Source organism: Weizmannia acidilactici (genome assembly GCF_008974185.1).
GTDB classification, from domain to species: Bacteria; Bacillota; Bacilli; order Bacillales; family Bacillaceae_C; genus Weizmannia; species Weizmannia acidilactici.
The window spans coordinates 62,398-75,200 of sequence record NZ_BKZP01000009.1; the positions used below are offsets into that span (position 1 = coordinate 62,398).

The following is a 12,803-nucleotide window of genomic DNA, read 5'->3' on the forward strand; positions in this document are numbered from 1 at the left end:
TCATATAACAAACACAAGTTAAAAAAACTAACATAAGAAAGGGAGAGGTAAATGGTTCCTGCAGATTCAGTATTTATGTTTGTGTCGACAGCGCTGGTATGGATCATGACGCCTGCAATTGCGCTTTTTTACGGGGGCATGGTAAAAAGCAAAAACGTTTTGAGCACGGCCATGTACAGCTTCGGTTCGCTCGGAATTGTTTCGGTATTATGGATTCTTGTCGGTTATTCCCTTGCATTTTCCACAGGCGGCAACGCGATCCTGGGCGATTTAAGCTGGGCAGGGCTGCACAATGTCACATTTAAGCCGAATGCGGATTACAGCGCAACCATTCCGCATAATTTATTCATGATGTTCCAAATGACTTTCGCTGTTTTGACAATTGCCATTATTTCCGGTGGATTTGTCGGGCGGTTACGTTTCTCGGCTTACTTGATTTTCATCTCTTTATGGTGCGTGCTTGTTTATGCGCCGGTTGCTCACTGGGTATGGGGTGTTGGCGGATGGCTCCGCAACCTTGGCACACTGGATTTTGCAGGCGGGAACGTTGTCCACATTTCTTCCGGTGTTGCAGCACTTGTGCTTGCGCTTGTTCTTGGTAAACGGAAAGAAGAAGAGACCGGGCGCCATAATTTAATGCTTGTTTTGCTCGGCGGCAGTCTCCTGTGGCTCGGATGGTTCGGATTTAACGTAGGAAGCGCGTTAACTTTAAATGATGTTGCGATGTACGCATTTATCAATACGAATACTGCAGCGGCTTGCGGTTTAATTGGATGGGCCGGAATCGAATGGATCGTCAACAAAAAACCAACTTTGTCCGGTGCCATTTCCGGTGGCATTGCAGGGCTGGTTGCGATCACGCCGGCGGCAGGATTTGTCACGCCAATGGCATCCATTTTGATCGGTTTGGTCGGTGGCATCGTCTGCTTCTGGGGTGTCACGTATTTGAAATCGAAACTCGGCTACGATGATACGCTCGATGCATTCGGCATTCATGGCATCGGCGGCACATGGGGCGGCATTGCAACAGGCTTGTTCGCAACAAAAGCGGTCAATTCAGCCGGCGCGAACGGCTTGTTCTACGGCGACCCGACGCTCGTTTTAAAACAGCTTGTCGCCATTGTCTCCACGTACATTTTCGTCGCAGTTGTCTCATTTGTCATCATTAAAGCCATCCAATTGTTCATGCCGATCCGCGTCGATGAAGAAGCTGAAATCAAAGGCCTAGACATCACGATGCACGGCGAACATGCTTATGGCGAGCCGTATGAAGAAGTCGCATATGAACATGCTGCAGCAAAATAATGTGAGAAAAGAGCCGGAGACACCGGTTCTGTTTCCGGGCTGCTGGGAATTTCCTGGCAGTCTTATTTTTGGTGTAATAAAGCCGGACAGTTGTCATCCACTGGGAAAAATCAGGCAGCCTTGTTGTTTACGCGTACAAAAGTCGGACGCAATATGAATAGAGATTGGAAATAATTTCTTTTGTGAAAAAAGCAGTGAGATACCATAACGCGTACAGGATTACCGCTTTTTGTAGCTATGTAACCGCCCCTTTTTTGCACAGTATTATAAAATTTTTGCAAAATCATGTAAAATAAGTGCATGTAGGGTTTTGTGGGGGATGGGGATGCGCAGAATAAGAGTTTCATTACAGACAAAAATATTGGGGCTTGTTCTCCTGATGTCATTTTTCATTATCGGGACGCTTGCAAGTTACTTTATGATCATGGAAAGCCGGCAAATTGAAGCTCAGGACGGCCGCCTCGCTTTGGAGATTGCGAAAACGGTCGCGACGATGCCGACGTTAATTGATGCGTTTCAAAGCAAGAATCCGGCTGAAACGATCCAGCCGCTTGCGGAAAAAATCCGCATGCAGACAGGCGCGGAGTTTATCGTCGTCGGCAACAGGGAAGGCATCCGCTACTCACATCCGCTAAAAAACCGGATTGGAAAGAAAATGGTGGGCGGAGACAATGAGCGGGCGATTTTAAAAGGCGAATCATACATATCGAAAGCGAACGGATCGCTCGGCCCGTCGCTGCGCGGCAAAACGCCGATCCGTGACCGGAACGGGAAAATCATCGGTGTTGTATCGGTCGGTTTCATGCTGAGAGACATTCACGAGCAAATGGACAACCGTGCGAAAGAAGCCGGGGGTGTCGCGCTGCTTTCTTTTTTGGCCGCCGTATTGGGGAGCGCGCTTCTTGCGCGGGATATCCGCAAAGACACAATGGGGCTCGAACCGTACGAAATTGCGGCACTTTACAAAGAAAAACGGGCGATTTTGCATGCGGTAAAAGAAGGGATCATTGCGGTTGACCGTGCAGGTTTTGTGACCACAATGAACCAGCCGGCAAAAAACTTGCTGCATATTGGCGGTTCTGTCAGGCGCATGAAAGTCGATGAGTTGGTTCCGGCTTCCTTTTTTTATGAGGTAATGGAATCGAAACGGCCGAAGATGGACCGGGAGATGGTATGGAAAGGCCGGACGCTGATTGTAAACAGTACCCCGATCCTGGATGAGCATGGGGAAGTACAGGGGGCCGTGGCATCCTTCCGCGACAGGTCTGAAATCGAAAGGATGGTCAATACATTGAGCGAAGTCCGCAAATATTCGGAAGATCTGCGCGCCCAGTCCCACGAGTACGCAAATAAACTGCATGTCATCTCCGGGTTGTTGCAGTTGGGGGCATATGAGGATGCCGTCGAATTTATCCGCGCAGAATCGGCAAGCCTGCAAAACCAGCATGCCCGTGTTTTTCAAAATATTAAGGATTCAAAAGTCCAGGCGGTTTTGCTGGGGAAACTGGGCAGAGCATCGGAAAAGAAAATCCATTTTGATATCGATCCGAACAGTTCTTTGCAATCGCTTCCAAAATATATCGATTTATCCCGGTTGATTGTCATTATCGGCAATTTGCTGGATAACGCTTTTGAAGCAGCGGCAAAAGCGCAAAATCCAACGGTCTTGTTTTTTGCGACAGATTTGGGCAGCGATATTGTTTTTGAAATCAGTGATAATGGAACCGGTATAGAACAGACAATGCTGGGACGTATATTTGAAAGGGGTTTTACGACGAAAACGGGAGAAGCTGCGAGGGGATTCGGGCTGTCCAATGTCGACCACGCCGTTTCCGAATTGGGGGGATTTATTGAAGTCCACAGCAACCCCGGGGAAGGGTCGGTTTTTACCGTCTATTTGCCGAAAGGGGAGGAGTGACGGATCGTGAAAACTATAAAAGCGGTGATTGCTGAAGATGATTTCCGTGTGGCGCAGGTACATGAAAAGTTTTTGGGGGAATTTCCTTGCTTTAAAGTCGTGGGCAAAGCGCTGAATGCAAAAGAAACGCTGCAGTTGGTTCGGGAAAAAAAGCCTGACTTTTTGCTTTTGGATGTTTATTTTCCCGACCGGCTCGGCGTTGATTTGCTGGCTGACCTTAGGCTCCAGTTTCCGCATTTGGACATCATGATGATTACGGCAGCCGCGGAAAAAGATTTTATTGAAAAAGCGCTCCATTATGGGGTTGAGCATTATTTCATCAAGCCGGTATCACTGGATCAATTTAAACGCGCGATCAAAAAGTACTTGGATAAAAAAAGCCTGTTTCAAACGGCGGATACAGTTGACCAGGCGTGGGTCGATTCGCTGTTCGGGGCGGCGCGGCAAGAAGCGGCGTCTAAAGAAACGCCGCTGCCGAAAGGGATTGATGCGATTACGCTCGGAAAAGTGAAAGCGGTGCTACTTCCGGACCAGGGGCAGTCCGCGGAGCAAGTCGCCGAAAAAATCGGCGCCTCTCGGACAACTGCGCGCCGCTATTTGGAATACTTGGTTTCGGCACATATTTGCAGGGCAGAAGTGGAATACGGCATTGTCGGAAGACCGGAACGGAAATATTACCTCGTGTAAAGCACGGGCCTCCAGAAAAGGATAAAGCGGCGCTGAACTTTTGAAAGATTTTCCAAGAAACGGCGTTAAAGTCTGACACTACGGCCGTTCTCCCCCTTCTCTTTTTCCGGAATCAGCGGTAACTAGAGGGGAATCGGTGGTCTTCCCTTGGAAATCGTCGGAAGGTTAGAAAAAATCAGCGGAAAGGTACGAGAAATCGGCGAAAAGTAGAAAAGAAGAGAGGATAGCCGCATCCCCATTAGAAAATGGCTGAAAAACCGGCGGTGAAACTTGAAACGGCAGCCAGTCAGCCTACTCATTTTAGAGGAATCAGCGAAAACATTGAAAAAATCGGCGAATTTTCTCAAAAGATCAGCGAAAAGGCCAATAAATCAGCGGAAACGCCCAAATAATCGGCGCTGAGCAAAAAAACAGGAGGAAGCGGCGGGATCAGCCCCGCTTTTTCGTGGACAAAATGAATCTGAGCGGTGGAGGCGATTGCTCGGGCCTGCAGGAAAATCGCCCTGGCTTTTCGTGGACAAAACGAACCGGGGCTGCCCAAACCAGTGTGATGGGTACGCTGTTTTTCGTGACTGAATTTGGAGCGCAAAGAATTGCCAAAACCGGCGGACAATTCCGCCGGTTTTTTGACAAAATGACTTCAGGGCGGTGCAAGCGATGCCTGAAGCCGGACGGGACAATCCCGCCGCTTTTCCGTGCACAAAATGAACAAAATGTCCAAAAAGGATTTTATATCCCTAATGTTGCAAACGCTTACAATACTTCTTTGTTTGAGTAAACTGGAGATAAACGAACAAAGGGGTGGCTGTATGTTAGCGTTAATGGGTTTTTTTATGATCATAGTTTTTATGTTTTTAATCATGACCAAACGGCTGTCCGCTATGATTGCTTTGATGGTCATTCCAGTTGTATTTGCTGTAATTGGCGGGTTTTGGAAAGGGATCGGGAAAATGGCGCTCGACGGGGTATCAAGCGTTGCGCCGACCGGCATCATGATTTTGTTTGCGATTTTGTATTTCGGGCTGATGATTGATGCAGGATTGTTCGACCCGGTGATTTCCACGATTTTACGGGTCGTGAAAGGGGATCCGCTGAAAATTGCGATCGGGACGGCGGTTCTCGTGATCCTCGTTTCATTGGACGGGGATGGGACGACAACTTATATGATTACGATATCTGCGATGCTGCCGCTGTACCAAAGGATCGGGATGAAGCCGATTGTACTGGCGGGGATCGCGGTTTCGGGTTCCGGTGTGATGAATCTCCTTCCGTGGGGCGGACCGACGGCGAGGGCAATGAGCGCGCTCAGCCTTGAGTCTTCCGAGTTGTTTACACCGGTCATTCCTTCCATGATCGGCGGCTTGCTCTTTGTACTATTTATCGCTTTTTACCTTGGAAGAAAAGAAAGGAAGCGCCTTGGGATTGCCAATACGGAAAATGAGGTATTTCTGGAGCAGGCGGCAGCCATTGAAGTGGGGGAAGGCAATGTGCTGAAACGCCCGAAACTGATCTGGTTTAACGGGCTGTTAACGATTGCACTGCTTGTCGGATTGATTATGGAAGTGCTGCCGCCGGCAATTTTGTTCATGCTCGGTTTTGCAATCGCCGTGATGGTGAATTACCCGAATATGGAAGTGCAAAAAGAGCGGGTGGCCGCTTATGCAGGAAATGCTTTGTCGGTCGTCTCGATGATTTTCGCAGCCGGCATTTTTACAGGGATTTTATCCGGTACGAAAATGATTGACGCAATGGCCAATACGCTGATTGCACATGTCCCGGATGCATTGGGCCCGCATTTTGCGGTAATTACGGCATTGATTAGTGCGCCATTTACATTCTTCATGTCCAATGATGCGTTTTACTATGGCGTCCTGCCACTCATTGCAAAAGCTGCCGCATCATACGGCCTTGACCCGGCGGTGATCGGCAGGGCATCATTATTGGGGCTGCCTGTCCATCTGTTGAGCCCGCTCGTTCCGTCCACTTATTTGCTTGTCGGTATGGTCGGCGCAGAGTTTGGCGACTTGCAGCGGTCATTTTTAAAATGGGCATGCGGATCGGCGCTTGTCATGATTGTTGTGGCGCTGGCCGTCGGCGTCATTCCGTTTTAAAATGGCTTAAGCGAAAAGGGCAGGATCCCCTTTCGCGAAACTGGGAAAACCCGATGAGAACAATTATTTTATCTCACCGGGTTTTCTTGTTTAAAAGGGGATTTTGGAACAGCTAGTGCGTGAATACTTGTAAAACGATCATTAGCCAGTTTATTGGCCGGTGAATAGTGATGGAACAGTTTTTAAAGCCGTTTCGCAGCGGGATAGTTCTGAAAAGGTTTAGAGAAGTCCTCCCATGTCTATTAACTCTCGGAAACCGGAAAGAAACGGTTTAGAAGGGTCACCTCATGACCATTAAGCTTCGAGAAAAGGGAAGAAACGGTCGAGAGAATACGCCTCCAGACCATTATGCCACGAAAAAAGGATCAAAATGGTCCTTATGGGATTTCTAAAACAGTCATCTGTTAGAAAAGACATGGAAGCTTTTTCAATGGCAGCCCGTCGCGCGGCCTTTGCTATAATGTATACCCTCAACCATAGGAAAAAGGAGCTGCCCGGCATTGGCCGGAGCAGCCCCTTTTTTATGTTTCACCGAAAAACGGATTCAAGTGGATGAGTACTTCCCGGATATGGTCGTTTCTTTTCATCAGGGCCTCTTTGATTTTTTGGCCGAGGTTATGGCCTTCAAGGATCGTTTTGTTGTAATCGATGGCAATGCGGATATCAACGAGGATGTAATTGCCGTATTCGCGGGCGCGGATGCGGTCAATGCGCCGGACGTCCGGGAAAGAGTGGATCGTATGCTCGAGTTCTTCGAGCAGTTCAGGATCGACATTGCTTTCCATTAAAATGTTAAACGACTCCGCCAAAATTTCCTGGGCGATCCGGAAAATCAAGTAAGCGACAAAAATACTGGCCACTTTATCGCCGTATAAAAGAAGCGGCAGATGAAACTTGCCCCCGATAATAGACAACACCACCCCGAAAGCCGCGGCAATTGATGCGGCAATATCTGCCTTGTGGTCATAGGCAATCGCTTCGATTGCCTTGCTGTTATGCGCCCGGGCAATTTTTAAAGAATAACGGTATAAAAGCAGTTTGGCAATATATGAAAAAACGGCTGCCCATAAAGTAAGGAGGGAAGGGGATTCGGTGGGGTGGAAAAATCCGATCACCGCTTCAAACACGACATAAAATGCGACAAGCAGGAGCAATAAGCCGACAATGCCGGAAACAATCACTTCCGCTTTGCCGTGCCCGTACGGATGGTCGGCGTCCGCCGGTTTGTTGGCCACTTTAATGACGAGCAGCACGATGACCGACGCAAAAACATCCGCCGCAGAGTGGATCCCGTCCGCAAACACGGCATCACTATTTCCGAGCCAGCCGGCAAGCGTCTTTCCGGCCATTAACACAATATTGCTCCAAACGCTGATCCACGCAACCTTCCTGGCAAGCGATTCGCGTGCCGTGATCATGCTTCCACCTCCAGCGTTGTCATCAATTGATTCTTTTTGCCGGATCTGAATGGGACCGCAGCAATTGTTGGCCCATTGCCTCAGGGGCTGCATCCCGCTCGACCGTATAACGCGGCCGCTGTTTTGATTCCTGGTAAATTTTGCCGATATATTCGCCGATTAAGCCCAGGCTCATCAGCATAAAACCGCCCAAAAACCAGATCGAAATAATAATGGATGTCCAGCCGTCATCCACATGGCCAAAGAATTTCACAAAAAGGGCATAAATGCCGGCGATACTACTCGATAAAAATGTAAAAAGGCCGACAAGCGTAATGAGGCGGATCGGCACGACGCTGAAAGAAGTGAGGCCGTCAAAGGCAAAAGCGAGCATTTTTTTGAGCGGATATTTGCTCTCGCCGGCTGCCCGTTCTTTCCGGTCGTAAAGCACTTCAGCTGTTTTAAAGCCGATCAGCGGCACCACGCCACGCAAAAACAAATTTTGCTCTTTAAAGCGGGCAAGTTCCTCGAGGGCGCGTTTGCTCATCAACCGGTAATCTGCATGGTTGTAAACAAGATCTACGCCCAGTTTTTTCATCATCCGGTAATACCCTTGTGCGGTCGCCCTTTTAAAAACGGTATCTTTTTCCCTACTTTTCCTTACGCCGTATACAATGTCACAGCCTTCCCGATATTTCAGCAAAAATTCGCGCATGACCGAAACGTCGTCCTGCAGATCGGCGTCAATGGAAATGACGCAGTCTGATTCTTCTTTTGCCGCTTCAAGCCCGGCGAGCAGCGCTTTTTGGTGCCCAAAATTGCGCGAGAGTTTCAACCCTTTGACAAGCCGGTTTTTCTTTGTCATTTCTTCAATGATCGGCCATGTCTGGTCGCGGCTGCCGTCATCGATGAAAAGAATGTTGCTTTTCGGCGAAACGAGGCCTTCATTCATAAGGGAAAAAATCGTTTCTGTTAATTGCCGTTCGGTTTCATATAAAACGGCTTCTTCGTTGTAACAAGGAACAACAATGGTGAGTATAGGGTTATCCATAGTTGCGGACCTCCAAACAATATTACGGATATTTTTTGTAAGGATGCGCAACTTTATGCAGAATTTAGAAGAGCGGTAGAGGCATCCGGCACGTGGAAAATCAGCCGGAAATGTGGTATACTAAAATACGGAGTCATATAAAAATGATAAATATATTTATCCTATTATATTATAGCAAACATCAAATAGAAACGTCAAATATTTTGCTTACAGTTAGGAAGGTGCCGAATTTATGCCACACGACGAAGAATGGATACAAGAGCAAAAACGTGTTGATTACACGGTTGGAAAAATGAAAAAAGAAAAAGAGGAGCTGCTTTCAAAAGTAAGGGCAGTCCGGGGCGAGGCACAGGAAATCCGCAATACGTTCTGGGAAGATGTGACGGTCAACCTGGACGAGCCGGACGATGTCGTGGAAACCTCCGCGAGCGTCCGCCAGCAGGCAGAACTCCTTGCCGAGCGTGAGCGGAGCTACGGCCATATGGAAAAAAACGTGAAGCAACTGGATCGCCTCATTTACTCGCCTTATTTTGCCCGTGTTGATTTCCATGAAGAAGGGGAGACGTCCGAGCCGATTTACATCGGGACCGCCTCCTACCGTGATGAGGACGAATATCTCGTATATGACTGGCGTGCGCCGATTTCAAGTATTTACTATGACGGCGTTCCGGGGCCTGTTTCGTACCAGGCGCCGGACGGCAGGCGCGAAGGAGTCATGGATTTAAAGCGGCAATTTTTAATCCGCCGCGGAAAAATTGAAGCGATGTTTGATACCGGGTTGTCAATTGGCGATGAGATGCTGCAGGAAATTCTTGGGCATCACGCGAGCACCCATATGAAAAGCATTGTCGCAACGATCCAGAAAGAACAGAACCGGATCATCCGCGACGTTTCAAGCAACCTGCTGTTTGTGCAGGGGGCTGCCGGCAGCGGAAAAACGTCAGTTGCCCTGCAAAGGATCGCGTATTTATTGTACCGTTACCGCGACTCGCTCCATTCCGAGCAGATTGTCCTGTTTTCGCCGAACCAGCTGTTTAACCACTATGTTTCAAAAGTGCTGCCGGAACTCGGGGAAAACAATATGCAGCAGACCACTTTTCTCGAGTATGCCCAGGCCCGCGTCGGAAAAGCTTTAAAAGTTGAAAGCCTGCTTGATCAGATGGAAGAGTCGCTCGAAGGGAAAACAGAACATAAAGAAACTGCGCAAATCAAAGGCAGCCTCGAATTTTTCCGTGCCGTTGAAGACTATGCAAAAAAACTGCTTGAAGGCGGGATCATTTTCCGCGATATCCGCTTTAAAGGCGAAACGATCATTTCGAAAGAAGACATTGCCGCCATGTTTTACGCCTATGATGAAAGCTATTCGCTGCCGAACCGTTTCCAGCTTGTCAGCAAACAATTGCTGAAAGAACTGGAGCGCATTTCAAAAGAGGAGCGCAAAAAACCGTGGGTGGAAGAAGAAATCGAACTGCTCGGGCAGGAGGCTTTTTTGGCGGCCCATAAATACGCCGAAAGAAAAATGCGCCAGAACAGGGATGATTTCAGCGGTACTGCCTATGAAAAAGAATTTTTGGCGCGAAAAATTGTCAACCGCCGCTTCAGCTCGATCCGAAAGCATATTAAGCAGTTCCGGTATTTCCATATCCGGGCGCAGTATCTGGACTTCCTGAAAAAAGCGCCGGAATTTGTCCGTGGTGCAGAAGGTCCGCTCGATGCGAAAACGCGGGCTGCATTCCAGGAAGGCTGGCTGCCGTTTGAAGACACGGTGCCGTACATGTATTTGCTCGACCTTGCAACTGGCAAAATGATGAGCAGTTCGATCAAATATGTTTTTATCGATGAAATCCAGGATTACTCGCCGGTTCAGCTGGCTTATTTGCGCTATCTGTTCCCGTACAGTAAATTCACAATGCTCGGCGACTTGAACCAGTCGATTTTCGGCACAAGCGGCCGACCGCAGATGGAACTGATCAAGGACATTTTCGGGGAAGAAAAGGCACAGGTCGTTTATTTGACAAAAAGCTACCGCTCGACAGCCGCGATCACTCGCTTTACGAAAGAAATTTTACAAGACGGGGAAAAAATCGAATGGTTCGATCGCGAAGGCGCACTGCCGGTTGTGGCCGTTGCGGGGAGTCAAGAGGAAGCCATCGCGAAAATCACGGCTTATGTGAAAAAATTATCCGCGGAAAGCAACACGGTCGCGATCATCGGCAAATCGCGGAAGCAATGCGAGGAGGCTTACGAAAAACTGCGGGAAGAACTGGATCTGACGTTTATTGAAAAAGAATACAGCGGCCTCCCGGAAGGTACGATCCTCATTCCGTCTTATCTCGCGAAAGGGTTGGAATTCGACAGTGTCATTGTGCTCGATGTTTCAGCGGCCACGTACCACGATGAAGCGGAACGCAACCTGCTGTACACGGTCGGCACCCGGGCCATGCACAACCTTGTTTTGGTCAGCAACGGCCCCGTGACCCCGCTGCTCGATAAAGTGCCGGAGGATTTGTATGTGGAGGAATAAAACATCCATGATCGTCTTGCTCGCAACCAAAAAAGGGCCTTCTCCACGCTACCGGATTAGTTTTTTCACAGAAAACGTGAAACAGGGCGGAATATCAGCCGAAGCTTCCCCTTTTCCCGGGCAGGATGGAAGCATTTACCACTTCCAAATGGTAAACTAATGTTATGAAAAACGTAAGGGGAGAGGAAAATGGTTCTGTCACAAAAAATACTGCCGGCTTCGGCAAACATGAAGGAGTTTGAAAAATTTTTAAAAAGTGATTACGAGACAGGAATTTTCCTGGAATTGCACATTTCGCAGCTGAAGCATATCGCAGCAATGGCAAAGGCAAGCGGCAAAAAAATGATTTATCATGTGGACCTCATCCAAGGCCTGAAAAGCGATGATTACGCAACAGAGTATTTATGCCAGGAATATAAACCGTACGCGCTGATTTCCACCAAATCCAATGTCATTCAAAAGGCGAAACAAAAAGGGGTCATTTCGATCCAAAGAATGTTTCTGATCGATTCACATGCCCTTGAAAAAAGCTATAAATTGATCGAAAGGACGCAGCCGGATTATATTGAAATTTTGCCCGGGATTGTGCCGTGGATGATCACGGAAGTAAAACAAAGGCTCGGCATTTCGATTTTTGCCGGCGGATTGATCCGCACCCGGGAAGATGTGGAAAATGCGCTCAAAGCGGGGGCAGAGGGCATCACAACTTCGGACACGGAACTTTGGGATATGTTTGCGGCAAGAAAATAAAAATAGCTAGTCAAAGCGGCGGCCATGATCATAGGCCGCCGGGAACTTAAATTTTTTTGTGAACATTTATTGACAGAACGGGAAGTAAGCGTTATCATCTTAAATAAGTTAATAACTTTGACGGAGAACAAGGAGATCACCTTACTCGCAGCGATCCAATTGCGGTAGTGGGGGTCTTCTTGTTCTTTTTTGCGGAAAGGAGGAAGATTCACCGTTCATCACACGATTGTAAAAGGGGGAGCGGGAAATGAGCCCATTTCTTGGGGAACTGATTGGAACTGCCATTATCATTATTTTTGGCGGGGGAGTATGCGCCAACGTCAATTTAAAAAAATCATTTGCTTATAACGGTGGCTGGATTGTAATCACGTTCGGATGGGGGCTTGGCGTCGCGATGGCCGTTTATGCAGTTGGAAAATACAGCGGAGCCCACTTAAATCCGGCCGTCACATTTGGCCTTGCATTTAACGGGGACTTTCCATGGTCCAAAGCGGCGGAATATATTGTTGCGCAAATGATCGGCGCCATGATCGGAGCGGCTGTTGTGTTTCGCCACTTTTTGCCGCACTGGAAAGAAACGGACGATCCCGGCATAAAACTCGCCGTATTTTCTACGGGCCCGGCGATCCCGAACTATTTTGCGAATATGCTGAGTGAAATCATCGGAACTTTTGTTTTGGTGCTCGGAATCCTTACCATCGGCGCAAATAAATTTACAGATGGTCTCAATCCGTTTATCGTTGGCATGCTGATCGTTGCGATCGGTATTTCGCTCGGCGGCACAACCGGTTATGCGATCAATCCGGCACGCGACCTCGGTCCGCGGATTGCTCACTTTTTGCTGCCGATCCCGGGAAAAGGCCCTTCCAACTGGAAATACGCATGGGTGCCGGTTGCAGGCCCGCTGTTGGGGGGGGCACTCGGAGGCGTTTTTTACCATGCTGTATTTAAAGGCGACTGGACACCTTCCTTTTGGTATGTTTTGCTAACGTGTTTGCTTGTATTACTGGTAATATGGATGGTAGAAAACAAGAAAAAGAACGTATGAGGGGGAAACGGC

General features: G+C 48.4%; 10 protein-coding genes. 7 read left to right on the forward strand and 3 right to left on the reverse strand.

All coding sequences use genetic code 11. The features are described 5' to 3' along the window. Positions 1 to 51 precede the first annotated feature (51 nt). The 3 genes from BpJC4_RS05820 to BpJC4_RS05830 all read left to right on the forward strand — a co-directional run bounded on the left by BpJC4_RS05820 (position 52) and on the right by BpJC4_RS05830 (position 3,910). A complete protein-coding gene (locus tag BpJC4_RS05820; RefSeq protein WP_151697635.1) occupies positions 52 to 1,305 on the forward strand; it encodes an ammonium transporter in 1,254 nt (417 codons plus the stop codon). 325 nt (positions 1,306 to 1,630) lie between these two features. Further along, positions 1,631 to 3,223, forward strand: a complete 1,593-nt coding sequence (locus BpJC4_RS05825; protein WP_151697636.1) for an ATP-binding protein — start codon at positions 1,631 to 1,633, stop codon at positions 3,221 to 3,223. 6 nt (positions 3,224 to 3,229) lie between these two features. Further along, positions 3,230 to 3,910: a response regulator gene (locus BpJC4_RS05830; RefSeq protein ID WP_151679928.1), complete on the forward strand. Its 681-nt coding sequence runs from the start codon at positions 3,230 to 3,232 to the stop codon at positions 3,908 to 3,910. Between the two features lie 343 nt (positions 3,911 to 4,253). Here BpJC4_RS05830 and BpJC4_RS05835 read toward each other — a convergent pair whose 3' ends face one another. Beyond that, on the reverse strand, positions 4,254 to 4,523 hold the full coding sequence (locus tag BpJC4_RS05835) for a hypothetical protein (protein ID WP_151697637.1): 270 nt from the start codon (positions 4,521 to 4,523) through the stop codon (positions 4,254 to 4,256). A gap of 196 nt (positions 4,524 to 4,719) precedes the next feature. Here BpJC4_RS05835 and BpJC4_RS05840 point away from each other — a divergent pair, with 196 nt between their 5' ends. Then, positions 4,720 to 6,021, forward strand: a complete 1,302-nt coding sequence (locus BpJC4_RS05840) for a CitMHS family transporter (protein ID WP_151679930.1) — start codon at positions 4,720 to 4,722, stop codon at positions 6,019 to 6,021. Between the two features lie 521 nt (positions 6,022 to 6,542). Here BpJC4_RS05840 and BpJC4_RS05845 read toward each other — a convergent pair. Together BpJC4_RS05845 and BpJC4_RS05850 are read right to left on the reverse strand one after the other, a co-directional pair. Further along, positions 6,543 to 7,439, reverse strand: coding sequence for a cation diffusion facilitator family transporter (locus BpJC4_RS05845; protein WP_151679931.1), 897 nt, complete (start codon positions 7,437 to 7,439; stop codon positions 6,543 to 6,545). Positions 7,440 to 7,461: 22 nt separating this feature from the next. Then, the gene (locus tag BpJC4_RS05850) at positions 7,462 to 8,469 is read right to left on the reverse strand and encodes a glycosyltransferase family 2 protein (protein WP_151697638.1); all 1,008 of its coding nucleotides are present in this window, start codon (positions 8,467 to 8,469) and stop codon (positions 7,462 to 7,464) included. Positions 8,470 to 8,701: 232 nt separating this feature from the next. On the opposite strand from BpJC4_RS05850, the gene helD reads away from it, so the two are divergent. From helD to BpJC4_RS05865, 3 genes are all read left to right on the forward strand, one after another. Further along, on the forward strand, positions 8,702 to 10,993 hold the full coding sequence (gene helD / locus BpJC4_RS05855; protein ID WP_151697639.1) for an RNA polymerase recycling motor HelD: 2,292 nt from the start codon (positions 8,702 to 8,704) through the stop codon (positions 10,991 to 10,993). A gap of 189 nt (positions 10,994 to 11,182) precedes the next feature. Beyond that, a complete protein-coding gene (locus BpJC4_RS05860; protein ID WP_151679934.1) occupies positions 11,183 to 11,743 on the forward strand; it encodes a glycerol-3-phosphate responsive antiterminator in 561 nt (186 codons plus the stop codon). A gap of 247 nt (positions 11,744 to 11,990) precedes the next feature. Then, on the forward strand, positions 11,991 to 12,791 hold the full coding sequence (locus BpJC4_RS05865) for an MIP/aquaporin family protein (protein WP_151697640.1): 801 nt from the start codon (positions 11,991 to 11,993) through the stop codon (positions 12,789 to 12,791). Positions 12,792 to 12,803: the final 12 nt, after the last annotated feature.

Bases quoted from the DNA above. Each gene is read 5' to 3' on its own strand.
- BpJC4_RS05850 (WP_151697638.1), bottom strand. From the start codon at position 8,469: ATGGATAACCCTATACTCACCATTGTTGTTCCTTGTTACAACGAAGAA.
- BpJC4_RS05820 (WP_151697635.1), top strand. From the start codon at position 52: ATGGTTCCTGCAGATTCAGTATTTATGTTTGTGTCGACAGCGCTGGTA.
- BpJC4_RS05840 (WP_151679930.1), top strand. From the start codon at position 4,720: ATGTTAGCGTTAATGGGTTTTTTTATGATCATAGTTTTTATGTTTTTA.
- helD (WP_151697639.1), top strand. From the start codon at position 8,702: ATGCCACACGACGAAGAATGGATACAAGAGCAAAAACGTGTTGATTAC.
- BpJC4_RS05825 (WP_151697636.1), top strand. From the start codon at position 1,631: ATGCGCAGAATAAGAGTTTCATTACAGACAAAAATATTGGGGCTTGTT.
- BpJC4_RS05845 (WP_151679931.1), bottom strand. From the start codon at position 7,439: ATGATCACGGCACGCGAATCGCTTGCCAGGAAGGTTGCGTGGATCAGC.
- BpJC4_RS05860 (WP_151679934.1), top strand. From the start codon at position 11,183: ATGGTTCTGTCACAAAAAATACTGCCGGCTTCGGCAAACATGAAGGAG.
- BpJC4_RS05865 (WP_151697640.1), top strand. From the start codon at position 11,991: ATGAGCCCATTTCTTGGGGAACTGATTGGAACTGCCATTATCATTATT.